Origin of the sequence: Pseudomonas helmanticensis, from assembly GCF_900182985.1 — a bacterium.
Taxonomy (GTDB): domain Bacteria; phylum Pseudomonadota; class Gammaproteobacteria; order Pseudomonadales; family Pseudomonadaceae; genus Aquipseudomonas; species Aquipseudomonas helmanticensis.
This window is the reverse complement of record NZ_FXUY01000001.1, coordinates 4782556-4807828: the sequence shown is the minus strand read 5'-3', so window position 1 is coordinate 4807828 and position 25273 is coordinate 4782556. Positions and strand designations below refer to the sequence as shown.

The following is a 25273-nucleotide window of genomic DNA, read 5'->3' as shown; positions in this document are numbered from 1 at the left end:
CCCTGTGGGAGCGAGCCTGCTCGCGAATGCGGTGGATCAGCTACATCAATGTTGAATGACACACCGCTTTCGCGAGCAGGCTCGCTCCCACATTGGATCGGTGTGTTGCTTACATCTCCAGCTTGTCAGTTTGCCCCCCGAACGCCACACTAGCGCACATGAAAAACGTCAGCCCCAGCTACCTCAAGCATCAATTCCTGATCGCCATGCCACACATGGCCGACCCGAACTTTGCCCATACCTTGACCTACATCGTCGAGCACACGGCCAATGGCGCTATGGGGATTGTGGTCAACCGGCCGCAAGAGCTGAATCTGGCCGACATTCTTGAGCAACTGCGCCCGGACGTCGAGCCGCCAGCACTCTGCCAGCACGTACCGATCTTTATCGGCGGCCCGGTGCAGACCGATCGCGGTTTTGTTCTGCACCCGGCGGGCAAGACCTTCCAGGCCACCGCGCAACTGGACGGCGAGCTGGCCCTGTCGACCTCGCAGGACGTGCTGTTCGCCATCGCGGACGGCGTCGGCCCGGCGAAAAGCCTGATTGCCCTCGGTTACGCCGGTTGGGAAGCCGGGCAACTGGAAGCCGAAATGGCCGACAACGCCTGGCTGACCTGCCCGTACGACGCCGACATCCTCTTCAACACCAGCAGCGAATTGCGCCTCGAAGCGGCGGCCCGGCACCTGGGGATCAACCTCAGCCTGCTGACCAGCCAGGCAGGTCACGCCTGATGGCCCTGCGCCTGATTCTCGGCTTCGACTACGGCACCAAACAGATCGGCGTCGCGGTCGGCCAGGTGATTACCGGCCAGGCCCGCGAGCTGTGCACCCTGAAAGCGCAAAACGGTATTCCCGACTGGAATCAGGTTGAAGCGCTGTTCAAGGAATGGAAACCCGACGCTGTGGTCGTCGGCCTGCCGCTGAACATGGACGGCACGCCGAGCGAAATGTGCCTGCGCGCGGAGAAATTCGCCCGCCGCCTCAACGGCCGTTTCAACGTGCCCTTCTATACCCACGACGAGCGCCTGACCACCTTCGAGGCCAAAGGCGAGCGATTGGTGCGTGGCGGCCAGAAAGGCAGTTACCGCGACAACCCGGTGGACGCCATCGCCGCCGCTCTGCTGTTGCAGGGGTGGCTCGATGAAAACACTGCATTGTTTGAATCCTGACAAGCGCTTCGGCGCTTTTCTTTTGAGTGAAAAACCGAGCCGCGTCCAAGGACCCGGCTCGCCCCCAACAAGGAGCAACCATGAGCCTGCCAAATCCCGCCGATCTGATCAGCCAGATGGCGACCCGCCTCAAGGCGCACCTTGCCCAGCGTGAAATCTCTGAACCGCGTTACATCGGCATTCGCACTGGCGGCATCTGGGTCGCGCAGGCTCTGCTCAAGGAATTGGGCAGCGACGCGCCACTGGGCACGCTGGACGTGTCCTTCTACCGCGACGACTTCAGCCAGAACGGCCTGCACCCGCAAGTGCGCCCGTCAGCCCTGCCCTTCGAGATCGAAGGCCAGCATCTGGTGCTGATCGACGACGTACTGATGAGCGGCCGCACCATCCGCGCCGCCATGAACGAATTGTTCGACTACGGCCGCCCGGCCAGCGTGACCCTGGTCTGCCTGCTGGATCTGGACGCCGGTGAGCTGCCGATCCGCCCCAACGTGGTCGGCGCAACCTTGTCGCTGGCCGCTCACGAACGGGTGAAGCTGTCCGGCCCCGAGCCGCTGACGCTCGAACTGCAAGACTTCAACCTTTAATCCGCCCTATTGAGAGTCCCCTTCGCGATGACGCCTCTAGATACCAAGCGCCCGCTGCAGCTCAATGATCAGGGCCAGCTGCGCCACTTCCTCTCGCTCGACGGCCTGCGCCGCGAGTTGCTGACGGAAATCCTCGACACTGCCGACTCGTTCCTCGAAGTCGGTGCCCGGGCGGTGAAGAAGGTCCCGTTGCTGCGCGGCAAGACCGTTTGCAACGTATTCTTCGAAAACTCCACACGCACCCGCACCACCTTCGAACTGGCGGCCCAGCGGCTGTCGGCGGACGTGATCACCCTGAACGTGTCGACCTCGTCGGCAAGCAAGGGCGAAACCCTGCTCGACACCCTGCGCAACCTCGAAGCCATGGCCGCCGACATGTTCGTCGTGCGCCACGGTGATTCCGGCGCTGCGCACTTCATTGCCGAACATGTTTGCCCGCAAGTGGCGATCATCAACGGTGGCGACGGCCGTCACGCGCATCCGACGCAGGGCATGCTCGACATGCTCACCATTCGTCGGCACAAGGGCAGCTTCGAAAACCTTTCGGTGGCCATCGTCGGCGACATCCTGCACTCGCGGGTCGCGCGTTCGAACATGCTCGCGTTGAAAACCCTCGGTTGCCCGGACATCCGCGTGATCGCGCCGAAAACCTTGCTGCCGATCGGCATCGAGCAATACGGCGTGAAGGTCTACACCGACATGACCGAAGGCCTCAAAGACGTCGACGTGGTGATCATGTTGCGCCTGCAGCGTGAACGCATGACCGGCGGCCTGCTGCCGAGCGAAGGCGAGTTCTACCGGCTGTTCGGCCTGACCACCGCACGTCTGGCCGGGGCTAAACCCGATTGCATCGTCATGCACCCGGGGCCGATCAACCGCGGGGTGGAGATCGAGTCCGCAGTGGCCGACGGCCCGCACTCGGTGATCCTCAATCAGGTCACCTACGGCATCGCGATTCGTATGGCCGTGTTGTCCATGGCCATGAGCGGGCAGACCGCCCAGCGCCAATTCGAGCAGGAGAACGCCCAGTGAAGCTCAGCATTCTCGGCGCACGCGTCATCGATCCAAGCAGCGGCCTGGATCAAGTCACCGACATTCACGTTGAAGCCTGCAAGATCGTCGCCCTCGGCGGCGCCCCAGCGGGTTTCACGGCAGTAGAAACCATCGATGCCCAAGGCCTCGTTGCCGCTCCGGGCCTGGTCGATCTGAACGTGGCCCTGCGCGAGCCGGGTTACAGCCGCAAAGGCTCGATCATCAGCGAAACCCGCGCCGCCGCCGCCGGTGGCGTGACCAGCCTGTGCTGCCCACCAAAAACCAAACCGGTGCTCGACACCTCCGCCGTGGCCGAGCTGATCCTCGACCGCGCCCGCGAAGCCGGCAACACCAAGGTGTTCCCGATTGGCGCGCTGAGCAAAGGTCTGGACGGCGAGCAACTGGCTGAGCTGGTCGCGTTGCGCGACGCTGGTTGCGTGGCGTTCGGCAACGGCCTGGAGAGCTTCCGCAACACCCGCACACTGTGCCGGGCGCTGGAATACGCAGCGACCTTCGACCTGACCGTCATCTTCAACTCGCAGGATCATGATCTGGCAGAGGGTGGTCTGGCTCACGAAGGCGCGGTGGCCAGCTTCCTCGGTCTGCCGGGGATTCCGGAAACCGCTGAAACCGTGGCCCTGGCCCGGGACCTGCTGCTGGTCGAGCAAACCGGCGTGCGTGCACACTTCAGCCAGTTGACCAGCGCTCGCGGCGTGGCGCTGATCGCGCAGGCGCAGGCCCGTGGCTTGCAGGTGACGGCGGATGTCGCGTTGTATCAGTTGATTCTGACTGACGAAGCGCTGATCGACTTCAGCAGCCTGTATCACGTGCAGCCGCCGCTGCGCACTCGCGCTGACCGTGATGGTCTGCGTGCAGCAGTGAAGTCCGGTGTGGTCTCGGCGATCTCCAGCCATCACCAGCCGCACGAGCGTGACGCCAAGCTGGCGCCGTTCGGCGCAACCGAGCCGGGCATCAGCAGTGTTGAGCTGTTGCTGCCGCTGGCGATGACGCTGGTTGAGGACGGTTTGCTGGATCTGCCGACGCTGCTGGCGCGTCTGAGCGCTGGCCCGGCTGAGGCATTGCGCCTGCCGGCGGGCAAGCTGGCGGTCGGTGGGGCGGCGGATATCGTGCTGTTCGATCCGCAGGCTTCGACGGTGGCTGGTGAGAATTGGCTGTCGAAGGGTGAGAACTGCCCGTTCATCGGGCATACATTGCCTGGGGTGGTTCGCTATACCCTGGTGGATGGCCGGATCAGCCACCAGGCTTGATACCGGGTTGCCTGCATTCGCGAGCAAGCCCGCTCCCACATTGGATCTGTGATCGACACGAATCCCCTGTGGGAGCGGGCTTGCTCGCGAAGGCTTATTGGAAAGCGCCGCGATTCTCAGCGTTGCGCACGGAAACCTGATCGTTCAGCGTCCAGAAGTCATACAGCACCCCCAGAAAGAACAACCCGCCCGTCAACAGATAGATCAGTCCGCTGATCCACTTGCCTTGATACATCCGGTGCACGCCCAGCGCGCCGAGGAACGTCAGCAGAATCCACGCCACGTTGTATTCGATCGGCCCTGCGGTAAAACGCAGATCCGCCTCGCGATCCATCGCCGGGATCAGGAACACGTCGATCAACCAGCCAATCCCGAGCAAACCGAAGGTGAAAAACCAGATCGTCCCGGTCACCGGCTTGCCGTAATAAAAACGATGAGCACCGGTAAAGCCAAAAATCCACAGCAGATAACCGATCACCTTGCTGTGCGTATCCTGGGGTTGTGCAACCTGCTGATAGCGGTTCATGGATGACCTCATTTGCCTCGATAGATAAATTTTTTCGGACTTTCTGTGACTTTTTTGTGTCGAGCCGACAAGTGGCTCTTCACTGTTACACCTTGCGCAAAGCCTTATTACACCGCACTTGTGTCCGACAATCGCGTCAATCTGCCGCTTATTTGGTTCCGTTGCCCACAAGCTGAATCGACCAACGGACTCAGAAGGGACAAAAAAGCTGTTATAAAGTTGCGCGCTATCACTGAAGAGCCACGCCTAATGCGACCATTTTTCAAGACATGGCTAACCATCTGCCTATTAATGCCACTGGCCGCCCACGCCACCAATCGTGAGCAACGTCTTCCCAACGTTAACGGCTTCACCCCTAAATCCCATGCTTCGGCTCCATCGAGCAAAAGCAGCAAAAGCAAAACCACCACGCTGAGCAGCAAGAGCCACAGCAAGCTGGTGCCACCGATGGCGAGCAAGGAAAGCAGCAATGTGCTGAGCCGTGCGGTGAACGTCCTCGGTACACCTTATCGTTGGGGCGGCAGCAGCCCAAGTAAAGGCTTCGATTGCAGCGGCCTGGTGAAATACGCGTTCAACGACGCCACGTTCGACCTGCCACGCACCTCCAACGCCATGGCCAGCGGCCACGGCGAGAAAGTCGAGCGCAAGGATCTGAAGCCGGGCGACCTGATTTTCTTCAACATCAAGAGCCGTCGGGTCAACCACGTTGCCATCTACCTGGGCAACGACCGCTTCATCCACGCCCCGCGTCGTGGCAAAGCGGTGAGCATCGATACGCTGAACAAGCCGTATTGGGAACAGCATTACGTGGTTGCCAAGCGCGTGTTGCCGAAAGAGCCTGCGAGCAAGCAGATGCGCGTCGTTCAGCGCTAACACCATACCGATCGTTCCCACGCTCCGCGTGGGAATGCCTCAATGGAGGCTCCGCGTCCGCTTCGGCAGGGACGCAGAGCGTCCCGGGCTGCATTCCCACGCAGAGCGTGGGAACGATCACTCCCTCAGAAATTATCCGGCGTACGCGCCTTCTCCCGCGCATGCTCGCGGCTGATCAAGCCTTTGGTCACCAGATCCTTCAGGCACATATCCAGTGTCTGCATCCCCAGCGAGCCACCGGTCTGAATCGCCGAGTACATCTGCGCCACCTTGTCTTCGCGGATCAGGTTGCGGATCGCCGACGTCCCCAGCATGATCTCGTGCGCCGCCACCCGTCCGCCGCCGATCTTCTTGATCAGCGTCTGCGAGACCACCGCCAGCAACGACTCCGAGAGCATCGAGCGGACCATCGACTTCTCGTCACCGGGGAACACATCCACCACCCGGTCGATGGTTTTCGCCGCTGAAGTCGTGTGCAGCGTGCCAAACACCAAGTGCCCGGTCTCGGCAGCAGTCAGCGCCAGGCGAATGGTTTCCAGATCGCGCATCTCACCGACCAGGATCACGTCCGGGTCCTCCCGCAGCGCCGAGCGCAAGGCAGTAGCGAAGCTGCGGGTATCACGGTGGACTTCACGCTGATTGATCAGGCATTTGCGCGATTCGTGAACGAATTCAATCGGATCTTCAATGGTCAGGATGTGGTGATGACGATGGCTGTTGAGGTAGTCGATCATCGCCGCCAGCGTGGTCGACTTGCCCGAACCGGTCGGCCCGGTGACCAGCACCAGCCCGCGCGGCGCGTCGGTAATCTTGCGAAAGACATCGCCCATGCCGAGGTCTTCCATGCTCAGCACTTTCGACGGGATGGTGCGAAACACCGCCCCCGCGCCACGGTTCTGGTTAAAGGCGTTAACCCGAAACCGCGCGACACCGGGGACTTCGAAGGAAAAGTCGGTTTCCAGATGTTTCTCGAAGTCGACCCGCTGGGTGTCGTTCATGATGTCGTAGATCAATTCGTGCACTTGCTTGTGATCCAGCGCCGGCAGATTGATCCGCCGCACATCACCATCGACGCGGATCATCGGCGGCAGACCGGCCGACAGGTGCAGGTCGGAAGCGCCTTGTTTGGCGCTGAAGGCCAGCAGTTCAGTGATATCCATAGCGCTCCTCAATTCCAGTAGAATGCCGCGAACCTTCAGACCGCCGGCGCCTCTTGATGTCCACGATAGCAGACAACATTCTCCACGTTGGTTCGCGCATCCAGACCGCGATCCAAGCCGCACACCGTCCTGAAAACAGCGTTCAATTGCTCGCCGTGAGCAAGACCAAGCCTGCCGAGGCCTTGCGCGAAGCGTACGCCGCCGGCCTGCGTGACTTTGGCGAGAACTATCTGCAGGAAGCCTTGGGCAAACAGCTCGACCTGGCCGATCTGCCCTTGATCTGGCACTTCATCGGCCCCATTCAATCGAACAAGACTCGGGCGATTGCCGAGCATTTCGACTGGGTGCACTCCGTGGATCGCCTGAAAATCGCTCAACGCCTGTCCGAACAGCGCCCGGCCGAGCTGCCGCCGCTGAACATCTGCATTCAGGTCAACGTCAGCGGTGAAGCCAGTAAATCTGGCTGCACCCCGGCCGATCTGCCGGCATTGGCCGAAGCCATCAACGCGTTACCGCGCCTGAAGCTGCGCGGCTTGATGGCGATTCCCGAGCAGACTGAAGACCGCGCCGAGCAAGACGCGGCATTCGCCGCCGTGCAGAAGTTGCAGGCGAGCCTCGGCTTACCACTCGACACACTGTCCATGGGCATGAGCCATGACCTTGAGTCGGCCATTGCCCAAGGCGCCACTTGGGTTCGTATCGGTACGGCCCTGTTTGGCGCCCGCGATTATTCCCAGTCTTGAACGTTTCCAGATAAGGACCACACATGAGCAACACACGTATTGCGTTTATCGGTGCGGGCAACATGGCGGCCAGTTTGATCGGCGGCCTGCGCGCCAAGGGTCTGGAAGCGGCGCAGATCCGCGCCAGCGACCCGGGTGAAGAAACCCGCGCCAAGGTCAGCGCCGAACACGGCATCGAAACCTTTGCCGACAACGCCCAGGCCATCGACGGCGTCGATGTGATTGTGCTGGCAGTCAAGCCGCAGGCGATGAAAGCCGTGTGCGAGGCGATTCGCCCAAGCCTGAAACCCAATCAACTGGTGGTCTCCATCGCGGCTGGCATCACTTGCGCGAGCATGACCGCGTGGCTCGGCGAGCAGCCGATCGTGCGCTGCATGCCGAACACCCCGGCGCTGCTGCGTCAGGGCGTCAGCGGTTTGTACGCGACCAGCGAAGTCACCGCCGAACAGCGTCAGCAAGCTGAAGAACTGCTGTCTGCCGTGGGCATCGCCCTGTGGCTGAACGAAGAACAGCAACTGGACGCGGTCACTGCGGTGTCCGGCTCCGGTCCGGCGTATTTCTTTCTGTTGATCGAAGCCATGACCGCCGCCGGCGTCAAACTCGGCCTGCCAAAAGACATCGCTGAACAGCTGACCCTGCAAACCGCACTCGGCGCCGCGCACATGGCCGCCTCCAGCGACGTTGACGCAGCCGAACTGCGTCGTCGCGTGACCTCGCCAAATGGCACCACCGAAGCTGCCATCAAATCATTCCAGGCCAATGGCTTCGAAGCCCTGGTCGAAACCGCACTCGGCGCCGCCGCGCACCGCTCGGCCGAAATGGCCGAACAACTGGGCAAATAAGGAGCCTTACATGATTGGATTGAACACTGCAGCGGTTTACGTGCTGCAAACCCTCGGCAGCCTTTACCTGCTGATCGTGCTGCTGCGTTTCGTGCTGCAATTGGTGCGGGCGAACTTCTACAACCCGCTGTGCCAGTTCATCGTCAAAGCGACCCAGCCACTGCTCAAGCCGCTGCGTCGAATCATCCCGAGCCTGTTCGGCCTCGACATGTCGTCGCTGGTATTGGCGATTCTGGTGCAACTGGCGCTGATGGCGCTGACCCTGCTGCTGACTTACGGCACCACCGGTAACCCGCTGCAACTGTTCATCTGGTCGATCATTGGTGTGACCGCGCTGTTCCTGAAGATCTTCTTCTTCGCCCTGATCATCAGCGTGATTCTGTCGTGGGTCGCGCCGGGCAGCCACAATCCGGGTGCTGAACTGGTCAACCAGATCTGCGAGCCAGCGCTGGCACCCTTCCGCAAAATCCTGCCAAACCTTGGCGGTCTGGATCTGTCGCCGATCTTCGCCTTCCTCGCACTGAAGCTGATCGACATGCTGGTGATCAACAATCTGGCAGCGATGACGATAATGCCGGAAATCCTCCGCCTGCTGATGTGAGCTGGTTCCGATGGGACGGTGACGACTTGATCCTCGAGTGTCACCTGCAACCGGCAGCCCGCAGCGATGACTTCGCCGGGCTGCACGGTGATCGTCTGAAGATCCGCCTGACCGCGCCGCCGGTCGAGGGCAAGGCCAATGCTTGTCTGATGGGCTTTCTGGCCAAGGCGTTTGGCGTTTCGAAAAGCCAGGTCAGTTTGCTCAGTGGTGAGTTGAACCGGCAGAAACGGGTGAAGATCTGCTCGCCGAAAAAGTTGCCGGATTTGCCTGACCTGATGCGCCCAAACTGAAGCACCGAGTCGCCCCATTCGCGAGCAAGCCCGCTCCCACATTGGAATGCGATCCCCTGTGGGAGCGGGCTTGCTCGCGAATGGCCGCACCTCGGTCAGAAGCGAACACATCAGGGCCCGATCGTTGCTTGCCGCTAACCCCCCCGGTCTTTAGACTTACGCCTCATTTCAACGAGAGCAGGGTCGATGCCAACTGCCTTTCCCCCCGATTCTGTTGGTCTGGTGACGCCGCAAACCGCGCACTTCAGCGAACCGCTGGCGCTGGCCTGCGGCCGTTCGCTGGCCGCCTATGACCTGATCTATGAAACCTACGGCACGCTGAACGCGCAAGCGAGCAACGCCGTGCTGATTTGCCACGCCTTGTCCGGCCATCATCACGCGGCCGGCTATCACAGCGTCGACGACCGCAAGCCCGGTTGGTGGGACAGCTGCATCGGCCCCGGCAAACCGATCGACACCAGCAAGTTCTTCGTGGTCAGCCTGAACAACCTCGGCGGCTGCAACGGCTCTACCGGCCCGAGCAGCATCAACCCGGAGACCGGCAAGCCGTTCGGTGCCGACTTCCCGGTACTCACCGTGGAAGACTGGGTGCACAGCCAGGCGCATCTCGCCGACCTGCTCGGCATCGGCCAGTGGGCGGCAGTGATCGGCGGCAGTCTCGGCGGCATGCAGGCGTTGCAATGGACCATCACCTATCCAGATCGCGTGCGTCACTGCCTGGCCATCGCCTCGGCGCCGAAGCTGTCGGCGCAGAACATCGCCTTCAACGAAGTCGCGCGTCAGGCGATCCTCACTGACCCGGAATTCCACGGCGGCTCGTTCCAGGAAGCGGGCGTGATTCCCAAGCGCGGCTTGATGCTGGCGCGCATGGTCGGCCACATCACTTACCTGTCCGACGATTCGATGGGCGAGAAATTCGGCCGTGGCCTGAAGAGCGAGAAGCTCAACTACGACTTCCACAGTGTCGAGTTCCAGGTCGAAAGCTACCTGCGTTATCAGGGTGAGGAGTTCTCCGGCCGTTTCGACGCCAACACTTATCTGTTGATGACCAAGGCGCTGGACTACTTCGATCCAGCGGCGAACTTCGACGATGACCTGGCAAAAACCTTTGCAAACGCCACGGCCAAGTTCTGCGTGATGTCGTTCACCACTGACTGGCGCTTCTCCCCGGCGCGTTCGCGTGAGCTGGTGGATGCGTTGATGGCCGCGCGCAAAGACGTCAGCTATCTGGAAATCGACGCACCGCAGGGCCACGACGCCTTCCTGATTCCGATCCCGCGCTACTTGCAGGCGTTCGGCAATTACATGAACCGCATCACGTTGTGAGAAAGCCATGAGAGCTGATCTGGAAATCATCCAGGAATGGATCCCCGCCGGCAGCCGCGTCCTCGACCTCGGTTGCGGTGACGGCGAGCTGCTGACCTGGCTGCGCGACAACAAGAACGTCACCGGTTATGGCCTGGAAAACGACGCCGACAACATCGCCGAGTGCGTGGCCAAAGGCATCAACGTCATCGAGCAGGATCTGGACAAGGGGCTGGGCAACTTCGCCAGCAACAGTTTCGACATCGTCGTCATGACCCAGGCCCTGCAAGCCGTGCACTACCCGGACAAGATCCTCGACGAAATGCTCCGGGTCGGTCGCCAATGCATCATCACGTTCCCCAACTTCGGCCACTGGCGCTGCCGCTGGTACTTGGCGAGCAAGGGCCGCATGCCGGTCTCCGAGTTTCTGCCGTACACCTGGTACAACACGCCGAACATTCACTTCTGCACCTTCGAAGATTTTGAAGAACTTTGCCGCGAACGTGATGCGAAGGTCATTGATCGGCTTGCCGTGGATCAACAGCACCGCCACGGGTGGGCCAGTAAGCTATGGCCTAATCTGTTAGGTGAGATCGGTATCTACCGCGTCAGCAGCCCGCAGCTTGCAGACCACAAAGTCGCGGTCTGAGCCACGTCATTCCGAGGAGCACGATCATGGGTCGTTTAACGTTGTTGTTATTGACTGCCTGCCTGAGCGCCAGCGCGCTGGCGGCCGACGTCATCAAAGGCGAGCGTCAGGAAACCTTTGGCGACGTGACGGTGCACTACAACACTTTCAACTCGACATACCTGCAACCGGACATCGCCAAGGCTGCCGAGCTGATCCGCAGCAAGAATCAGGGCGTGATCAATGTCTCGGTGATCAAGGACGGCAAACCGCTGGTCGCCAGCGTCACTGGCACGGTCAAAGACCTGACCAGCCAGAGCGTGACGCTGAATTTCCGCCAGGTGACCGAACAAGGCGCGGTTTACTACATCGCCCAATATCTGGTGGAACAGCAGGAAACCCGCACCTTTGAAATCAAGGTGCAGAACGGCGACAAGATCAACACCATCAATTTCAACCAAGAACTCTTTCCCGGCGAATGATGAACATCAAGCAGCTCGTACTGGCCAGCCATAACGCCGGCAAACTCAAAGAACTTCAGGCCATGCTCGGCGAATCGGTGCAACTGCGCTCGATTGGCGAGTGGAGCAAGGTCGAGCCGGAAGAAACCGGTCTGTCGTTCGTCGAGAACGCGATCCTCAAGGCACGCAACGCTGCGCGCATTTCCGGATTGCCGGCGCTGGCCGACGATTCCGGTCTGGCGGTGGATTTCCTCGGCGGTGCGCCGGGCATCTATTCGGCGCGTTATGCCGACGGCAAGGGCGATGCGGCGAACAACGTGAAACTGCTCGACGCCTTGAAGGACGTGCCGGAAGCCGAGCGCGGTGCACAGTTTGTTTGTGTGCTGGCGCTGGTGCGTCATGCCGACGATCCGTTGCCGATCCTCTGCGAAGGCTTGTGGCACGGGCGGATTCTGACCGCTGCCAGCGGCGAACACGGTTTCGGTTATGACCCGCTGTTCTGGGTGCCGGAGCGTGACGTGTCCAGCGCCGAATTGAGCCCGGCCGACAAGAACCAGATCAGCCACCGCGCCCGTGCAATGGATCTGCTGCGCCAGCGTCTGGGCTTGAAATGACCCGTGATTCTTCTGCGTCGTCGCTGATCGTCGGCGGCGCCGCCTCTTCGCCTCGGGCGCCGTTGCCGACGCTGCCGCCCCTGGCGCTGTACATCCACATCCCGTGGTGTGTGCGCAAATGCCCTTATTGCGATTTCAACTCGCACACCGCCAGCCCGGTGCTGCCGGAGCAGGAATACGTCGACGCCTTGCTGGCCGATCTCGATCAGGACCTGCATGCGGTTTACGGCCGTGAAATCATCTCGATCTTCTTTGGCGGCGGTACGCCAAGCCTGTTCAGTGCAGAAGCACTTGGGCGTTTGCTCGAAGGCGTCAAGCAGCGCATTCCGTTTGCTCACGACATCGAAATCACCCTGGAGGCCAACCCGGGCACGTTCGAGCAAGAGAAGTTTGTCGCCTACCGCAAGCTGGGGATCAATCGCCTGTCGATCGGTATCCAGAGCTTCCAGCAGGAAAAGCTCAAGGCGCTCGGGCGGATTCACAACGGTGACGAAGCAGTGCGCGCGGCCGGGATGGCGCGTCAGGCCGGGTTCGATAACTTCAACCTCGACTTGATGCACGGCTTGCCGGATCAGTCGCTCGACGATGCCTTGAGCGATCTGCGCCAGGCCATCGAACTGAATCCGACGCACATCTCCTGGTATCAGCTGACACTGGAGCCGAACACGGTGTTCTGGAATCAGCCGCCGGTACTGCCGGAAGATGACACGCTGTGGGACATTCAAGAAGCTGGGCAGGCGTTGCTGGCCGAGCACGGTTACGCGCAATACGAAGTGTCGGCTTATGCTCAGGCCGGGCGCCCGGCGCGGCATAACCTCAATTACTGGAGTTTTGGCGACTTCATCGGGATCGGCGCGGGTGCGCATGGCAAGCTCAGCCATCCCGACGGGCGCATCGTGCGCACTTGGAAAACCCGTTTGCCGAAGGACTATCTCAACCCGGTAAAAAGCTTTCAGGCTGGCGAAAAGGCGCTGACCAATGACGAGATGCCGTTCGAGTTTCTGATGAACGCTTTGCGCCTGACCGCTGGCGTCGAATCGCGCCTGTACCCGGAGCGTACCGGGCTGTCGCTGGAAAGCCTTGCCGAAGGCCGGGCAGCGGCAGAACAAAGCGGTCTGTTGCAGGTCGAACCGTCACGTCTGGCGGCCACCGAGCGCGGACAGCTGTTCCTCAACGACTTGCTGCAACAATTTCTGAACTGATTTCAGTGCTAAGGGAAAACGCATGGATTTGATACTCGACCTGCTCGCCACCGTCTCCCGCTGGAGCCGCAGCAACCTCTCGGAAATCGCCCTGGCGCTGGTCGGCTGCCTGCTGGTGCTGTTCGGCGCCGACTTCAAAGGCTGGGTCGAGCAACGCCTGGGCAGCATCGCCGGGGCCTTGCGCATACCGCTGATGTCGCTGCTGTGCGTAATCGGCAGCGGCGCAGCACTGATCTACGCCACGCCGTGGGTGATCAAGGGCTTGAGCCAATTCAACAACTACAGCCTGGCGCCAGTGTTGTTGGTAGTCCTCGTCCTCATCGGCGTAGTCGCCGACCGCCGCTAACCCCAAGAAAAAACTGTTTTGATCGTTCCCATGCTCCGCGTGGGAATGCCTCAATGGACGCTCTGCGTCCGCTGTGGGACGCAGAGCGTCCCGGGCAGCATTCCCACGCAGAGCGTGGGAACGATCATAGCGTGATGTTTAAGCGAGTTTTTCGAACTTCAGGTCCCAGACGCCATGGCCAAGACGTTCGCCGCGGCGTTCGAACTTGGTGATCGGGCGTTCGGCCGGGCGTGGCACGCACTTGCCGTCTTCGGCGAGGTTGCGGTAGCCCGGGGCGACGTTCATCACTTCCAGCATGTATTCGGCATACGGTTCCCAGTCGGTGGCCATGTGCAGAATGCCGCCAACCTTCAACTTGCTGCGCACCAGTTCAGCGAACGAGGCCTGAACGATACGACGCTTGTGGTGACGGCTCTTGTGCCACGGATCCGGGAAAAACAGCATCAGGCGATCGAGGCTGTTGTCGGCGATGCAGCGGTTGAGCACTTCGATCGCGTCGCAATCGTAGACCCGCAGGTTGGTCAGACCTTGCGTCAGCACGCCATTGAGCAGCGCGCCGACACCCGGACGGTGAACCTCAACGCCAATGAAATCCTGATCCGGTGCCGCCGCAGCCATTTCCAGCAGCGAGTGGCCCATGCCGAAACCGATCTCCAGCGAGCGCGGTGCCGAACGGCCGAACACCTGATCGTAATCCACCGGCGCGTCGGCCAGCGGCAGGACGAACAGCGGCGTGCCCTGATCCAGACCTTTTTGCTGGCCTTCGGTCATGCGCCCGGCGCGCATCACGAAACTCTTGATGCGGCGGTGTTGGCGCTCGTCGCCTTCTTCCGTCTGGATAGGCGTGTCGTTCGATTCAGTCATCAATGGCTCTTACTTGATCAGACCATCCAGCGGCGAAGAGGCGCTGGCATAGAGTTTTTTCGGCATACGGCCAGCGAGGTAGGCCAGACGGCCTGCAACGATGGCGTGTTTCATGGCTTCAGCCATCATCACCGGCTGCTGGGCGTGGGCGATGGCCGAGTTCATCAGCACCGCATCGCAACCCAGTTCCATGGCGATGGTTGCGTCGGACGCAGTGCCGACACCGGCATCGACCAACACAGGGATTTTCGCTTCTTCGAGGATGATCTGCAGGTTGTACGGATTGCAGATCCCCAGGCCGGAACCGATCAGACCGGCCAGCGGCATCACCGCGATGCAGCCGATTTCCGCCAACTGACGGGCGATGATCGGGTCATCGCTGGTGTAGACCATCACGTCGAAACCTTCCTTCACCAGCGTTTCCGCGGCTTTCAGGGTTTCGATGACATTGGGGAACAGGGTCTTCTGGTCAGCCAGCACTTCCAGCTTCACCAGGTTGTGGCCATCGAGCAACTCACGGGCCAGGCGGCAGGTGCGCACGGCTTCGATGGCGTCGTAGCAACCGGCGGTGTTCGGCAGGAAGGTGTAGCGCTGCGGCGACAGCACATCGAGCAGGTTCGGCTCGCCTTCGATCTGACCGAGGTTGGTGCGGCGCACGGCGAAGGTGACGATCTCGGCACCCGAGGCTTCGATGGCCTGGCGGGTTTCTTCCATGTCACGGTACTTGCCGGTACCGACCAGCAAACGCGACTGGTAAGTACGACCGGCCAGCACAAAAGGCTTGTCGCTACGAACGATGCTCATGGGGAATCCTCTTTAGGGGTGAGGGTCTTGCAGAATTCTGTGCCCTTGCGGGCCGCCCGACTAGCCGCCGCCGATGGCGTGCACGACTTCGACGTTGTCACCGTCGTTGAGCGTGGTGTCGGCATGCTGGCTGCGCGGGACGATATCCAGATTGAGTTCGACTGCCACCCGGCGTCCGGTCAGTTCCAGACGGGTGATCAGGGCCGCAACGGTCTCGCCGTCGGGCAGTTCAAGGGATTCACCGTTCAACTGAATGCGCATGCGCAATGCCGCCATCATTTTTAGGGGCTGGCATTCTAGCCCGATCAGTCAGGCTGACCCAAGCCATTCGTCTTGAAAGCGCTTGCTCCGCGCAAATGCCTGTCTACGCGGCCAACTGTAGGAGCTGCCGCAGGCGGCTCCTACCGGGAACAGTTAGATCAGATCAGGCGCCAGGCGGGAACAGTTTCAGATCAGGCCAGGCGCCAGGCGGCGAGGCCCAGGCATAGCCAGCCGATCAGGAATGCCAAGCCACCGAACGGAGTGATGATCCCGAGTTTGCTGATACCGGTGGTGGTCAGCACATACAGGCTGCCCGAGAACAACAGGATGCCGACGGTGAACGACACGCCGGCCCAGGTCACCAGTCGCCCCTGAACGTGCGTGGCCAGCAGCGCGACGCCGAACAGCGCCAGCGTGTGTACCAACTGATAGGTAACGCCGGTATGGAAAATCGTCAGGTATTCGGGGGTCAGGCGGTTTTTCAGGCCGTGGGCGGCAAATGCGCCCAGCGCCACACCGGTGAAACCGAAAAAAGCGGCCAGCATCAAAAAGCCACGCAGCATGGGGAACTCCAGTCAGTCTCGATCGGCAGGGTCTGTATAATGGCCCGCTCCACGGGTTCGGCCAAGCCATCTCTATGCTGCGTACTATTTTCCGTCGTCTCACGAAGGCCCTGCTCTGGTTCGCGGGTGGCAGCGTCTTGCTGGTGCTGGTGTTTCGCTTCGTGCCGCCGCCGGGCACGGCGCTGATGGTCGAACGCAAGGTCGAATCCTGGGTCGACGGCGAGCCGATTGACCTGCAACGCACATGGAAGCCGTGGGACGAAATCTCCGACGACCTCAAGGTCGCGGTCATGGCTGGCGAGGATCAGAAGTTTCCCGAGCACTGGGGTTTTGACTTCAGTGCGATCCAGGCAGCGCTTGCCCATAACGAACTGGGCGGCTCGATTCGCGGCGCCAGCACCTTGAGCCAGCAAGTGTCGAAGAACCTGTTTCTCTGGGCCGGTCGCAGCTATCTGCGCAAAGGCCTCGAAGCCTGGTTTACCGCGCTGATCGAGGTGTTCTGGCCCAAGCAGCGGATTCTTGAGGTGTACCTGAACAGCGTCGAGTGGGATGACGGAGTGTTTGGGGCCGAAGCCGCGGCCCGCCATCACTTTGGCGTGAGCGCGAAGTCGTTGTCACGCCAGCAGGCGAGTTATCTGGCTGCCGTTTTGCCAAACCCGCGAGTCTGGAGTGCCAGTCATCCGACCGCTTATGTCTCGCGTCGGGCCGGGTGGATTCGGCAGCAGATGAGTCAGTTGGGTGGTGATAGCTATCTGCTGGGCCTCAACGATTCGCGGCGGGCACCTTGGTCGCAGTGATTTAACAGCAAAAGATCGCAGCCTGCGGCAGCTCCTACATGGGAATGCGGCCACCTGTAGGAGTTGCCGCAGGCTGCGATCTTTTGATCTTCCAACAAAAACGCCCCGATCATCGCTGATCGGGGCGTTTTTTATTGCCTGCTCGCCGGTTATGCGGCGATCGACAACTTGAGCTTGTTCATCGCGCTCTTCTCGAGCTGACGGATCCGCTCGGCCGACACGTTGTACTTCTGCGCCAGGTCGTGCAGCGTGGCTTTTTCTTCTGCCAACCAACGCTGGTAGAGGATGTCGCGGCTACGTTCGTCCAGCACTTCCAGCGCTTCGTGCAGGTTGTGGTTGGAGTTGTCGCTCCAGTCGGCATCTTCCAGTTGACGGGCCGGATCATACCGGTGGTCTTCCAGATAGTTGGCCGGCGACTGGAAAGCGCTGTCGTCGTCGGCTTCAGCAGCCGGGTCGAAGGCCATGTCATGGCCGGTCAGACGACTTTCCATCTCGCGCACTTCCCGCGGCTCGACGCCGAGGCTTTCCGCCACACGGTGGACTTCCTCGTTGTTCAGCCACGCCAGGCGTTTCTTCTGGCTGCGCAGGTTGAAGAACAGCTTGCGCTGGGCCTTGGTGGTCGCGACTTTCACAATGCGCCAGTTGCGCAGGATGAACTCGTGAATTTCCGCCTTGATCCAGTGCACGGCGAACGACACCAGACGCACACCCATTTCCGGGTTGAAACGCTTCACGGCCTTCATCAGGCCGACGTTACCTTCCTGGATCAGGTCAGCCTGAGCCAGACCGTAGCCGGAATAGCTACGGGCGATATGTACGACAAAACGCAGGTGGGCGAGCACCATCTGCCGAGCCGCCCCCAAATCCTGCTCATAGTAGAGACTCTCGGCCAGTTCACGCTCCTGCTCCGGCGTCAGCAATGGAATGCTGTTGACGGTGTGCACGTAAGCTTCCAGGTTCGCACCCGGAACCAACGCATACGCAGGCTGCAAAGAATTGGTCATACGAAAAAACCTCCCACTTACATACTCGTGCCTCTCGGCACTGCGAAAAATTGACCGGGAATTCAAGTACAAGTTCCCAAAAAAACCGCAAGGCCAATCACGCGCAAAAAAAGATTCTACTTCGGCGCCAGCTCCCTGAGATGACGTGCGACTGCAATCCATGCACCGATATAACCCAACAGCACCGCGCCAAGCAAGAGTGACAGACCGTCGGCAACTGGCACTCCGGCCAGAGCGAAATCACTGCCGTACAAGCCGGCCAGCCCAACCACTGCATCGTTCAGCCAGTTCAAGCCAAATGCCAACAGACCCCAGGACAGTAGCCCCGCACCGAAGCCATACAACGCGCCCATATAAAGGAAAGGACGCCGCACATAGCTGTCAGTGCCGCCGACGAGTTTAATCACTTCTATCTCGGTGCGGCGGTTTTCAATATGAAGACGAATGGTATTGCCTATCACCAAAAGTAATGCAGAAACCAGCAACACCGTCAGACCGAAGACAAAACGATCGCCAAGCTTGAGGATGGCGGCCAGACGCTCGACCCAGACTAGATCAAGTTGCGCCTGTTGTACCTTCGGCAGCTCGGAAAGTTTTTGTCTTAATGCTTCCAGCGTCGGCTTGTCGACTTCGTTCGGGGTGACCAGCACCACGCCGGGCAACGGGTTCTCCGGCAGCTCGCGCAGGGCTTCGCCCAGGCCTGACTGCTGCTGGAACTCTTCCAGCGCCTGATCGCGACCGACATATTCAGCGTCAGCTACGCCGGGCATGCCTTTGATCTGTTCGCGCAACGCTTCACCCTGCTGCGGGCTGGCGTCGAGTTGCAGATACAGCGAAATCTGCGCCGCACGCTGCCAGGAGCCGCCGAGGCGCTCGACATTGTTGAGCAGCAGTGACAAGCCCATCGGCAAGCTCAGCGCCACAGCCATCACCATGCAGGTGAAGAAACTGCCGATCGGTTGTTTGCCGAGACGACGCAGGCTGTCGAGCAGGCTGGCGCGATGGCTTTCGATCCATGCACGGAACAGCGTGGCGAAGTCCGGGCCGTCGTCATCGTCGTGTTTTTTCTTCTTCGGTGGCTGCGGATCGGCGGCTTTCGGGGCCACGCGCTCGGAAACCTTTGGACTGCGTGTCGCACTCATACGCCGGCCTCCCCGTCGCCGATCAAGCGGCCACGTTGCAGGGTCAGCATGCGATGGCGCATGCGCGCGATCAGTGCGAGGTCGTGACTGGCGATCAGCACGCTGGTGCCGAGACGGTTGATGTCTTCGAACACGCCCATGATCTCGGCCGCCAGACGCGGGTCGAGGTTACCGGTCGGTTCGTCCGCCAGCAGCAAGGCCGGACGGTGGACGATGGCGCGGGCAATGCCGACGCGCTGTTGCTGACCGGTGGACAGATCGCCCGGGTACAGATCGGTTTTATCCGACAGCGCCACGCGCTCCAGCGCCGAATCGACGCGCTTGGCGATTTCGGCCTTGGACAGCCCGAGAATCTGCAGCGGCAACGCGACGTTGTTGAACACCGTGCGATCGAACAGCAACTGGTGGTTCTGGAACACCACGCCGATCTGCCGGCGCAGGAACGGAATCTGCGCGTTGCTGATGGTGCTCAGGTCTTGCCCGGCCAGCAGCAGTTTGCCGCTGGTCGGACGCTCCATCGCCAGCAGCAGGCGCAACAAGGTGGATTTACCGGCACCGGAGTGACCGGTGACAAACAAGAACTCGCCACGACGGACTCGAAAGCTCAGCTCATGCAAGCCGACGTGACCGTTCGGGTAGCGCTTACCGACCTGTTCGAAACGAATCATGAACGCTCCCGCTCGGCAAACAGTGCCTGGACAAAGGGTTCGGCTTCAAAGGTACGCAAGTCGTCGATGCCTTCACCGACGCCGATGTAGCGGATCGGCAGGCCGAACTGCTTGGCCAGGGCGAAAATCACCCCGCCCTTGGCGGTGCCGTCGAGCTTGGTCAGCGCCAGGCCGGTCAGTTCGACGGTCTGGTTGAATTGCTTGGCCTGGTTGATGGCGTTCTGGCCAGTACCGGCGTCGAGCACCAACAGCACTTCGTGCGGTGCGTCGGCGTCGAGCTTGCCGATCACCCGGCGAACCTTTTTCAGTTCTTCCATCAGGTTGTCTTTGGTGTGCAGACGACCGGCGGTGTCGGCGATCAACACGTCGATGCCACGGGCCTTGGCGGCCTGCACGGCGTCGAAGATCACCGAAGCCGAGTCGGCGCCAGTGTGCTGGGCAATCACCGGGATCTTGTTGCGCTCACCCCAGACCTGCAATTGCTCCACGGCGGCGGCGCGGAAGGTGTCACCGGCGGCGAGCATGACTTTCTTGCCTTCCAGTTGCAGCTTCTTCGCCAGTTTGCCGATGGTGGTGGTCTTGCCAGCGCCGTTGACGCCAACCACCAGAATCACGAATGGCTTGTTCTGCGAGACGATTTTCAGCGGTTGTTCGACCGGTTTGAGCATCGCGGCCAGTTCGGCTTGCAGGGATTTGTACAGGGCGTCGGCGTCGGCCAGTTCTTTGCGGGCGACCTTCTGGGTCAGGCGCTGGATGATCTGCGTGGTGGCTTCGACACCCACGTCGGCGGTGAGCAGACGGGTTTCGAGGTCATCGAGCAGATCGTCGTCGATGGTTTTGCGGCCGAGGAACAGGCTGGCCATGCCCTCGCCGATGCTGGCGCTGGTTTTCGACAGGCCTTGTTTCAGGCGGGCGAAGAAACCGGCTTTGGATTCTTCGGTGCGCGGGGCTTCGACGGGCGCTTCAGCGAGCACTTCGACCGGCACAACTGGCGTAGCGGCGACAGGTGCAGGTGCAGGTGCAGGTGCAGGCTCGGGCTGTTGAATGACCGGGGCAACAGGGGCGACAACTACTGGAGCAACAGGCTCGGGAACGATAGTTTCAGCGACTACAGGTTCTGCAATAACAGGTGCTGCAGCAACCGGCGCAGGCTCAACAATCGGCTCAACTACACCTGCAACTGCGGGAGCGACTTCGGCCACGAACGCAGGCGCAGGAATCACTGGCGTGATGTGCGGCGCAGCCTCTTCAACCAGTGCCACCGGCTCTTCGGCCACCGGCAATGTCAGCCACGGCGCGGCCGCCGGAGTCAGCGGCAATTCAGCCGCCACAGGCGCTTCAGGCGCAGGCTCGGGCTCAACCGGTTGCAACACCGGCTCGGCAAGCGGCAGCACAATCGGTGCCGGCTCTTCTTCTATTACCGGAGCAGGTTCCGGCGCAGGCTCGGGAATCGCGGGCGGCTGTTCGACGACGGGTTCCTGCGGTTTCTTACGCAGCCATCCGAACAGGCTTTTCTTCTCGCCAGCCGCAGCTGGGGTCTTCTTGTCGTCGTTGGAACCAAACATGGAGGACGGCTATCTCACGGTAGCGACGCGCCATAAGGGCGCCCCGGCAAATAAATATTCGATGCAGAACAGACTGTGTTTCATCCAGCTTGTTCACGCGCAACATTTTGTCGAGGCGCCACAGGCACCTCAAAGGTCGATTAATACGAAGGACTGGAACGGCATCGTCGGCGAAAACGCAGAGTTTAGCTGACAAACTCAAAGCTTCTGCCGGGAACCCATACAACCTATCGACCGATCAGTGGCTTGATAGGCGTGGCCGCCAGTAAAACGGATCAGTATCCTAGCACCTCCTCGCCCGCCTACGCTAAGACCAAGCGGGCAGCCCAACAGGTTAAAAAACGAATGAATGCTCTAGCCCGCCGCGCCGCAGGCCTGCTGCTCAGCACAGTCTGCCTGCCCCTTTCGGCCCTGGCGGCCGACCCGCAACCGACTCACGAATTCACCCTCGACAACGGCCTCAAGGTCGTCGTGCGCGAAGATCATCGCGCGCCGGTGGTGGTCTCGCAGGTCTGGTACAAGGTCGGTTCCAGCTACGAAACCCCGGGCCAGACCGGTCTGTCTCACGCGCTTGAGCACATGATGTTCAAGGGCAGCGAGAAAGTCGGACCCGGCGAAGCGTCGCTGATCCTGCGCGATCTGGGCGCCGAAGAGAACGCCTTCACCAGCGACGACTTCACCGCTTATTACCAGGTGCTGGCCCGCGACCGTCTGGGCGTGGCGTTTGAACTGGAAGCCGACCGCATGGCTAACCTGCGCCTGCCGGCCGACGAGTTCGCCAAGGAAATCGAAGTCATCAAGGAAGAGCGCCGTTTGCGCACCGATGACAAGCCGATGTCCAAGGCTTACGAGCGCTACAAGGCCATGGCCTACCCGGCCAGCGGCTACCACACGCCGACCATCGGCTGGATGGCTGACCTCGACCGCATGAAGGTCGAAGAGCTGCGCCACTGGTACCAATCCTGGTACGTGCCGAACAACGCCACGCTGGTGGTGGTGGGCGACGTCACCCCGGACGAAGTGAAAACCCTCGCCCAACGCTATTTCGGCCCGATCGCCAAGCGCGATGTGCCGCCCGCAAAAATACCGCTGGAACTGGCCGAACCCGGCGAACGCCAGATCACCCTGCACGTGCAGACGCAACTGCCTAGCCTGATGCTCGGTTTCAACGTGCCAAGCATCGCCACCGCTGAAGACAAGCGCTCGGTCAACGCCCTGCGCCTGATCTCGGCACTGCTCGACGGCGGTTACAGCGGTCGCATCCCGACACAACTGGAGCGCGGCGAAGAGCTGGTCTCCGGCGGCTCCTCGAACTACGACGCCTACACCCGTGGCGACAGCCTGTTCACCCTGTCGGCAACGCCCAATACGCAGAAGAAAAAGACCATGGCGCAAGCCGAGGCTGGTTTGTGGAAACTGCTGAAACAGCTGAAAACCACCGCGCCGTCCGCTGAAGAACTGGAACGCGTGCGTGCGCAAGTGATCGCCGGTCTGGTCTTCGAACGTGATTCGATCACCAGTCAGGCCACGGCGATCGGCCAATTGGAAACGGTCGGCCTGTCGTGGAAGCTGATGGACACCGAACTCGCCGATCTGGAAAGCGTGACTCCGCAAGACATCCAGAACGCCGCCAAGCTGTATTTCACCCGCGAACGTCTCAGCGTCGCCCACGTCCTGCCACTGGAGACGACTCATGAGTGAGCGCAAAACCCCTCGTTTGATGCTGCTCGGCCTGATCGCCATTGCGGTGATCGGCTCGACCGCTCTCTATCTGTCGCCAAGCGCTGACAGCAAGGCCAGCGAAGCCCTCGACAACGCCAAAACCCAGCAGAAGCTGCAATCGCTGGCCGAACTCGACGGCAAGGCCCCGGCCAGCCGCAAGCTTGATGTGCAAACCTGGAGCACCGCCGAAGGCGCCAAGGTGCTGTTCGTCGAAGCCCATGAACTGCCGATGTTCGACATGCGCCTGATTTTCGCCGCCGGCAGCAGCCAGGACGGCAGCGCGTCGGGTCTGGCAGTGCTGACCAACGCGATGCTCAACGAAGGTGTCGCCGGCAAAGACGTCGGCGCCATCGCGCAGGGTTTTGAAGGTCTGGGGGCGGATTTCGGCAACGGTGCTTTCAAGGACATGGCGCTGGCTTCGCTGCGCAGCCTGAGTGCTGCCGATAAACGTGAACCGGCGCTGAAGCTGTTCTCGGAAGTCATCGGCAAACCGACCTTCCCGGCCGACTCGTTCGCGCGCATCAAGAACCAGATGCTCGCCGGTTTCGAATACCAGAAACAGAACCCCGGCAAACTCGCCAGCCTCGAGCTGATGAAGCGTCTGTATGGCGATCACCCGTACGCGCATTCGAGCGACGGCAATCCGCAAAGCGTGCCGAAGATCACCCTCGCGCAATTGCGTGAGTTCCACGCCAAGGCCTACGCCGCTGGCAACGTTGTGATCGCGCTGGTCGGTGATCTGTCTCGCGCAGAAGCCGAGGCGATTGCCAATCAGGTCTCATCTGCGCTGCCGAAGGGTCCGGCGCTGGCGAAGATCGCGCAACCGCAGGAACCGCAAGCCAGCGTCAATCACATCGAGTTTCCGTCGAAGCAAACCAACCTGCTGCTCGCGCAACTGGGCATCGACCGTGACGATCCGGATTACGCCGCGCTGTCGATGGGCAACCAGATCCTCGGTGGCGGCGGTTTCGGCACACGCCTGATGAGTGAAGTGCGCGAGAAACGCGGCCTGACTTACGGCGTGTATTCGGGTTTCAGCCCGATGCAGGCGCGCGGCCCGTTCATGATCAATCTGCAGACCCGCGCAGAAATGAGTGAAGGCACCCTGAAACTGGTGCAGGACGTACTCGCCGAGTATCTGAAAACCGGGCCGACACAGAAAGAACTCGACGACGCCAAACGCGAGCTCGCCGGCAGCTTCCCGCTGTCCACCGCGAGCAATGCCGATATCGTCGGCCAACTCGGCGCGATGGGCTTCTATAATCTGCCGCTGAGCTATCTGGACGACTTCATGCGTCAGTCGCAAAGCCTGACCGTGGAACAAGTCCGCGACGCCCTGAACAAACACCTGAGCACGGACAAAATGGTCATCGTCACCGCTGGCCCGACCGTGCCGCAAAAGCCGTTACCGGCCCCATCTGATAAACCTGCCGAGCAACCGCTCGGGGTTCCGGAGCATTAATGGCAACTCGTCCCCCTAAAAAGCCTGCGCATAACGTCCACAACGGTGTGAACCAGTTGCGCATCATTGGCGGCCAATGGCGCAGTCGCAAGCTGAGCTTCCCCGATGCACCGGGCCTGCGCCCGACGCCGGATCGCGTGCGTGAAACCCTGTTCAACTGGCTCGCGCCGTACGTTGAAGGGGCCAAGGTGCTTGATCCGTTCGCCGGCAGCGGCGCGCTGTTTCTCGAAGCGCTGTCCCGTGGCGCGGCCATGGGCCAGGCGCTGGATGCCAGCAACATCGCGGTGTCCAGCCTGAAAGAACACCTCGGCACGCTGCGCTGCACCAACGGCCAGGTGCAAACTGCTGACGCCCTGCGTTATCTGGAAACCCAGACCGCCAGCGCGTACGACCTGGTGTTCCTCGACCCGCCGTTCAACCAGAACCTGCTGCCGGTGGTTTGCGCCCTGCTGGAAGAACGTCAATGGCTGGCGCCCGAGTCGTGGATCTACACTGAAAGCGAAACCGCGCCGTCGACGCTGGGCCTGCCGGGCAACTGGCGCCTGCACCGCGAGCAGAAATCCGGGCGGGTTTATTACGCCCTGTGGCAACGTACGGCAGAAATCGCCGCCTGACCCAAGGCAAGCAAAAACCTGTGGCGAGGGAGCTTGCTCCCGCTGGGCTGCGTAGCAGTCCCCCAAAGGACCGCCCCGCGCCCCGGCGGGAGCAAGCTCCCTTGCCACAATGAGCCTGTGTACTCTGGAAATTGACTAACAGCTTTGTGGGCCTCATCACA

The 25273-nt window shown here is 61.1% G+C and carries 31 protein-coding genes; 21 read left to right on the top strand and 10 right to left on the bottom strand.

Annotated features, from left to right (window positions below):
* The first annotated feature begins 158 nt into the window (after positions 1-158).
* From QOL84_RS21485 to QOL84_RS21465, 5 genes are all read left to right on the top strand, one after another.
* Positions 159-731 (top strand): YqgE/AlgH family protein, encoded by a 573-nt coding sequence (locus tag QOL84_RS21485; protein WP_283438479.1) that lies wholly within the window; start codon positions 159-161, stop codon positions 729-731.
* Positions 731-1168 carry a Holliday junction resolvase RuvX gene (ruvX, locus tag QOL84_RS21480; protein WP_007913667.1) on the top strand — a complete coding sequence of 146 codons (438 nt, stop codon included), beginning with the start codon at positions 731-733 and terminating at the stop codon, positions 1166-1168. The genes QOL84_RS21485 and ruvX overlap by 1 nt, the downstream gene beginning before the upstream one ends.
* 80 nt (positions 1169-1248) lie before the next feature.
* Complete coding sequence (gene pyrR / locus QOL84_RS21475) at positions 1249-1755, top strand: bifunctional pyr operon transcriptional regulator/uracil phosphoribosyltransferase PyrR (protein ID WP_016985973.1); 507 nt, start codon at positions 1249-1251, stop codon at positions 1753-1755.
* Positions 1756-1782: 27 nt separating this feature from the next.
* On the top strand, positions 1783-2787 hold the full coding sequence (locus QOL84_RS21470; protein WP_095164512.1) for an aspartate carbamoyltransferase catalytic subunit: 1005 nt from the start codon (positions 1783-1785) through the stop codon (positions 2785-2787).
* A complete protein-coding gene (locus QOL84_RS21465; protein WP_283438478.1) occupies positions 2784-4055 on the top strand; it encodes a dihydroorotase in 1272 nt (423 codons plus the stop codon). Before QOL84_RS21470 ends, QOL84_RS21465 begins: the two co-directional genes overlap by 4 nt.
* A gap of 94 nt (positions 4056-4149) precedes the next feature.
* On the opposite strand, the gene QOL84_RS21460 is transcribed toward QOL84_RS21465, so the two are convergent.
* Positions 4150-4581, bottom strand: a complete 432-nt coding sequence (locus tag QOL84_RS21460; protein ID WP_129395898.1) for an NINE protein — start codon at positions 4579-4581, stop codon at positions 4150-4152.
* A 249-nt stretch (positions 4582-4830) separates the two neighbouring features.
* On the opposite strand from QOL84_RS21460, the gene QOL84_RS21455 reads away from it, so the two are divergent.
* Complete coding sequence (locus QOL84_RS21455) at positions 4831-5454, top strand: C40 family peptidase (protein ID WP_129395899.1); 624 nt, start codon at positions 4831-4833, stop codon at positions 5452-5454.
* Between the two features lie 125 nt (positions 5455-5579).
* Here the strand turns inward: QOL84_RS21455 and QOL84_RS21450 are convergent, their stop codons facing one another.
* Positions 5580-6614 carry a type IV pilus twitching motility protein PilT gene (locus QOL84_RS21450; RefSeq protein ID WP_283438477.1) on the bottom strand — a complete coding sequence of 345 codons (1035 nt, stop codon included), beginning with the start codon at positions 6612-6614 and terminating at the stop codon, positions 5580-5582.
* 56 nt (positions 6615-6670) lie between these two features.
* On the opposite strand from QOL84_RS21450, the gene QOL84_RS21445 reads away from it, so the two are divergent.
* The 10 genes from QOL84_RS21445 to QOL84_RS21400 all read left to right on the top strand — a co-directional run bounded on the left by QOL84_RS21445 (position 6671) and on the right by QOL84_RS21400 (position 13646).
* The gene (locus QOL84_RS21445) at positions 6671-7357 is read left to right on the top strand and encodes a YggS family pyridoxal phosphate-dependent enzyme (RefSeq protein ID WP_283438476.1); all 687 of its coding nucleotides are present in this window, start codon (positions 6671-6673) and stop codon (positions 7355-7357) included.
* 23 nt (positions 7358-7380) lie between these two features.
* A complete protein-coding gene (gene proC / locus QOL84_RS21440) occupies positions 7381-8199 on the top strand; it encodes a pyrroline-5-carboxylate reductase (RefSeq protein WP_129395901.1) in 819 nt (272 codons plus the stop codon).
* A 10-nt stretch (positions 8200-8209) separates the two neighbouring features.
* Positions 8210-8800, top strand: a complete 591-nt coding sequence (locus QOL84_RS21435; RefSeq protein WP_283438475.1) for a YggT family protein — start codon at positions 8210-8212, stop codon at positions 8798-8800.
* Positions 8797-9090: a DUF167 domain-containing protein gene (locus QOL84_RS21430; protein WP_283438474.1), complete on the top strand. Its 294-nt coding sequence runs from the start codon at positions 8797-8799 to the stop codon at positions 9088-9090. Before QOL84_RS21435 ends, QOL84_RS21430 begins: the two co-directional genes overlap by 4 nt.
* Before the next feature lie 186 nt (positions 9091-9276).
* Positions 9277-10416, top strand: a complete 1140-nt coding sequence (metX, locus tag QOL84_RS21425; RefSeq protein WP_129395904.1) for a homoserine O-succinyltransferase MetX — start codon at positions 9277-9279, stop codon at positions 10414-10416.
* Between the two features lie 7 nt (positions 10417-10423).
* Positions 10424-11044 carry a methionine biosynthesis protein MetW gene (metW, locus tag QOL84_RS21420; RefSeq protein ID WP_008083798.1) on the top strand — a complete coding sequence of 207 codons (621 nt, stop codon included), beginning with the start codon at positions 10424-10426 and terminating at the stop codon, positions 11042-11044.
* Between the two features lie 26 nt (positions 11045-11070).
* Complete coding sequence (locus tag QOL84_RS21415) at positions 11071-11505, top strand: DUF4426 domain-containing protein (RefSeq protein ID WP_283438473.1); 435 nt, start codon at positions 11071-11073, stop codon at positions 11503-11505.
* The gene (rdgB, locus tag QOL84_RS21410) at positions 11502-12098 is read left to right on the top strand and encodes an RdgB/HAM1 family non-canonical purine NTP pyrophosphatase (RefSeq protein WP_129395906.1); all 597 of its coding nucleotides are present in this window, start codon (positions 11502-11504) and stop codon (positions 12096-12098) included. The genes QOL84_RS21415 and rdgB overlap by 4 nt, the downstream gene beginning before the upstream one ends.
* Positions 12095-13300 carry a radical SAM family heme chaperone HemW gene (hemW, locus tag QOL84_RS21405; RefSeq protein ID WP_283438472.1) on the top strand — a complete coding sequence of 402 codons (1206 nt, stop codon included), beginning with the start codon at positions 12095-12097 and terminating at the stop codon, positions 13298-13300. The genes rdgB and hemW overlap by 4 nt, the downstream gene beginning before the upstream one ends.
* 22 nt (positions 13301-13322) lie before the next feature.
* Entirely contained in the window at positions 13323-13646 is a 324-nt protein-coding gene (locus tag QOL84_RS21400) for a DUF3392 domain-containing protein (protein ID WP_034153666.1), read from the top strand.
* Between the two features lie 138 nt (positions 13647-13784).
* Here QOL84_RS21400 and trmB read toward each other — a convergent pair whose 3' ends face one another.
* From trmB to QOL84_RS21380, 4 genes are all read right to left on the bottom strand, one after another.
* On the bottom strand, positions 13785-14510 hold the full coding sequence (gene trmB / locus QOL84_RS21395; RefSeq protein WP_283438471.1) for a tRNA (guanosine(46)-N7)-methyltransferase TrmB: 726 nt from the start codon (positions 14508-14510) through the stop codon (positions 13785-13787).
* A 9-nt stretch (positions 14511-14519) separates the two neighbouring features.
* Positions 14520-15314, bottom strand: a complete 795-nt coding sequence (locus QOL84_RS21390) for a thiazole synthase (protein WP_016983239.1) — start codon at positions 15312-15314, stop codon at positions 14520-14522.
* 60 nt (positions 15315-15374) lie between these two features.
* The gene (thiS, locus tag QOL84_RS21385; RefSeq protein WP_122604433.1) at positions 15375-15575 is read right to left on the bottom strand and encodes a sulfur carrier protein ThiS; all 201 of its coding nucleotides are present in this window, start codon (positions 15573-15575) and stop codon (positions 15375-15377) included.
* A gap of 191 nt (positions 15576-15766) precedes the next feature.
* Positions 15767-16138, bottom strand: a complete 372-nt coding sequence (locus QOL84_RS21380) for a DUF423 domain-containing protein (protein ID WP_283438470.1) — start codon at positions 16136-16138, stop codon at positions 15767-15769.
* Between the two features lie 74 nt (positions 16139-16212).
* Here QOL84_RS21380 and mtgA point away from each other — a divergent pair, with 74 nt between their 5' ends.
* Positions 16213-16935: a monofunctional biosynthetic peptidoglycan transglycosylase gene (mtgA, locus tag QOL84_RS21375; RefSeq protein ID WP_283438469.1), complete on the top strand. Its 723-nt coding sequence runs from the start codon at positions 16213-16215 to the stop codon at positions 16933-16935.
* 149 nt (positions 16936-17084) lie between these two features.
* Here mtgA and rpoH read toward each other — a convergent pair whose 3' ends face one another.
* The 4 genes from rpoH to ftsY form a co-directional block, all read right to left on the bottom strand.
* The gene (rpoH, locus tag QOL84_RS21370) at positions 17085-17939 is read right to left on the bottom strand and encodes an RNA polymerase sigma factor RpoH (protein ID WP_003229146.1); all 855 of its coding nucleotides are present in this window, start codon (positions 17937-17939) and stop codon (positions 17085-17087) included.
* Positions 17940-18055: 116 nt separating this feature from the next.
* Positions 18056-19081 carry a permease-like cell division protein FtsX gene (ftsX, locus tag QOL84_RS21365; RefSeq protein WP_283438468.1) on the bottom strand — a complete coding sequence of 342 codons (1026 nt, stop codon included), beginning with the start codon at positions 19079-19081 and terminating at the stop codon, positions 18056-18058.
* A complete protein-coding gene (gene ftsE / locus QOL84_RS21360; protein ID WP_003229148.1) occupies positions 19078-19749 on the bottom strand; it encodes a cell division ATP-binding protein FtsE in 672 nt (223 codons plus the stop codon). Before ftsE ends, ftsX begins: the two co-directional genes overlap by 4 nt.
* The gene (gene ftsY, locus QOL84_RS21355) at positions 19746-21314 is read right to left on the bottom strand and encodes a signal recognition particle-docking protein FtsY (RefSeq protein ID WP_283438467.1); all 1569 of its coding nucleotides are present in this window, start codon (positions 21312-21314) and stop codon (positions 19746-19748) included. The genes ftsE and ftsY overlap by 4 nt, the downstream gene beginning before the upstream one ends.
* On the opposite strand from ftsY, the gene QOL84_RS21350 reads away from it, so the two are divergent.
* The 4 genes from QOL84_RS21350 (at position 21313) to rsmD (ending at position 25112) form a co-directional block, all read left to right on the top strand.
* Positions 21313-21507, top strand: coding sequence for a hypothetical protein (locus QOL84_RS21350; protein ID WP_025112092.1), 195 nt, complete (start codon positions 21313-21315; stop codon positions 21505-21507). The two genes, ftsY and QOL84_RS21350, sit on opposite strands and share 2 nt — an antisense overlap.
* A gap of 152 nt (positions 21508-21659) precedes the next feature.
* Positions 21660-23015, top strand: a complete 1356-nt coding sequence (locus QOL84_RS21345) for a M16 family metallopeptidase (protein WP_283438466.1) — start codon at positions 21660-21662, stop codon at positions 23013-23015.
* Positions 23008-24498: a M16 family metallopeptidase gene (locus QOL84_RS21340; protein ID WP_283438465.1), complete on the top strand. Its 1491-nt coding sequence runs from the start codon at positions 23008-23010 to the stop codon at positions 24496-24498. The genes QOL84_RS21345 and QOL84_RS21340 overlap by 8 nt, the downstream gene beginning before the upstream one ends.
* Positions 24498-25112, top strand: a complete 615-nt coding sequence (gene rsmD / locus QOL84_RS21335; protein ID WP_283438464.1) for a 16S rRNA (guanine(966)-N(2))-methyltransferase RsmD — start codon at positions 24498-24500, stop codon at positions 25110-25112. Before QOL84_RS21340 ends, rsmD begins: the two co-directional genes overlap by 1 nt.
* The last annotated feature ends 161 nt before the right edge of the window (positions 25113-25273 follow it).

Excerpts from the sequence above, each read along its gene's own strand:
- QOL84_RS21450 (WP_283438477.1), bottom strand. The coding sequence starts at position 6,614 with ATGGATATCACTGAACTGCTGGCCTTCAGCGCCAAACAAGGCGCTTCC.
- pyrR (WP_016985973.1), top strand. The coding sequence starts at position 1,249 with ATGAGCCTGCCAAATCCCGCCGATCTGATCAGCCAGATGGCGACCCGC.
- trmB (WP_283438471.1), bottom strand. The coding sequence starts at position 14,510 with ATGACTGAATCGAACGACACGCCTATCCAGACGGAAGAAGGCGACGAG.
- QOL84_RS21380 (WP_283438470.1), bottom strand. The coding sequence starts at position 16,138 with ATGCTGCGTGGCTTTTTGATGCTGGCCGCTTTTTTCGGTTTCACCGGT.
- ftsX (WP_283438468.1), bottom strand. The coding sequence starts at position 19,081 with ATGAGTGCGACACGCAGTCCAAAGGTTTCCGAGCGCGTGGCCCCGAAA.
- metX (WP_129395904.1), top strand. The coding sequence starts at position 9,277 with ATGCCAACTGCCTTTCCCCCCGATTCTGTTGGTCTGGTGACGCCGCAA.
- QOL84_RS21415 (WP_283438473.1), top strand. The coding sequence starts at position 11,071 with ATGGGTCGTTTAACGTTGTTGTTATTGACTGCCTGCCTGAGCGCCAGC.
- ruvX (WP_007913667.1), top strand. The coding sequence starts at position 731 with ATGGCCCTGCGCCTGATTCTCGGCTTCGACTACGGCACCAAACAGATC.
- hemW (WP_283438472.1), top strand. The coding sequence starts at position 12,095 with ATGACCCGTGATTCTTCTGCGTCGTCGCTGATCGTCGGCGGCGCCGCC.
- QOL84_RS21435 (WP_283438475.1), top strand. The coding sequence starts at position 8,210 with ATGATTGGATTGAACACTGCAGCGGTTTACGTGCTGCAAACCCTCGGC.
- QOL84_RS21340 (WP_283438465.1), top strand. The coding sequence starts at position 23,008 with ATGAGTGAGCGCAAAACCCCTCGTTTGATGCTGCTCGGCCTGATCGCC.
- thiS (WP_122604433.1), bottom strand. The coding sequence starts at position 15,575 with ATGCGCATTCAGTTGAACGGTGAATCCCTTGAACTGCCCGACGGCGAG.
- mtgA (WP_283438469.1), top strand. The coding sequence starts at position 16,213 with ATGCTGCGTACTATTTTCCGTCGTCTCACGAAGGCCCTGCTCTGGTTC.
- QOL84_RS21345 (WP_283438466.1), top strand. The coding sequence starts at position 21,660 with ATGAATGCTCTAGCCCGCCGCGCCGCAGGCCTGCTGCTCAGCACAGTC.
- ftsY (WP_283438467.1), bottom strand. The coding sequence starts at position 21,314 with ATGTTTGGTTCCAACGACGACAAGAAGACCCCAGCTGCGGCTGGCGAG.
- QOL84_RS21350 (WP_025112092.1), top strand. The coding sequence starts at position 21,313 with ATGGAGGACGGCTATCTCACGGTAGCGACGCGCCATAAGGGCGCCCCG.
- rsmD (WP_283438464.1), top strand. The coding sequence starts at position 24,498 with ATGGCAACTCGTCCCCCTAAAAAGCCTGCGCATAACGTCCACAACGGT.
- QOL84_RS21460 (WP_129395898.1), bottom strand. The coding sequence starts at position 4,581 with ATGAACCGCTATCAGCAGGTTGCACAACCCCAGGATACGCACAGCAAG.
- rdgB (WP_129395906.1), top strand. The coding sequence starts at position 11,502 with ATGATGAACATCAAGCAGCTCGTACTGGCCAGCCATAACGCCGGCAAA.
- metW (WP_008083798.1), top strand. The coding sequence starts at position 10,424 with ATGAGAGCTGATCTGGAAATCATCCAGGAATGGATCCCCGCCGGCAGC.
- rpoH (WP_003229146.1), bottom strand. The coding sequence starts at position 17,939 with ATGACCAATTCTTTGCAGCCTGCGTATGCGTTGGTTCCGGGTGCGAAC.
- QOL84_RS21445 (WP_283438476.1), top strand. The coding sequence starts at position 6,671 with ATGTCCACGATAGCAGACAACATTCTCCACGTTGGTTCGCGCATCCAG.
- QOL84_RS21390 (WP_016983239.1), bottom strand. The coding sequence starts at position 15,314 with ATGAGCATCGTTCGTAGCGACAAGCCTTTTGTGCTGGCCGGTCGTACT.
- ftsE (WP_003229148.1), bottom strand. The coding sequence starts at position 19,749 with ATGATTCGTTTCGAACAGGTCGGTAAGCGCTACCCGAACGGTCACGTC.
- QOL84_RS21485 (WP_283438479.1), top strand. The coding sequence starts at position 159 with ATGAAAAACGTCAGCCCCAGCTACCTCAAGCATCAATTCCTGATCGCC.
- QOL84_RS21455 (WP_129395899.1), top strand. The coding sequence starts at position 4,831 with ATGCGACCATTTTTCAAGACATGGCTAACCATCTGCCTATTAATGCCA.
- QOL84_RS21470 (WP_095164512.1), top strand. The coding sequence starts at position 1,783 with ATGACGCCTCTAGATACCAAGCGCCCGCTGCAGCTCAATGATCAGGGC.
- proC (WP_129395901.1), top strand. The coding sequence starts at position 7,381 with ATGAGCAACACACGTATTGCGTTTATCGGTGCGGGCAACATGGCGGCC.
- QOL84_RS21400 (WP_034153666.1), top strand. The coding sequence starts at position 13,323 with ATGGATTTGATACTCGACCTGCTCGCCACCGTCTCCCGCTGGAGCCGC.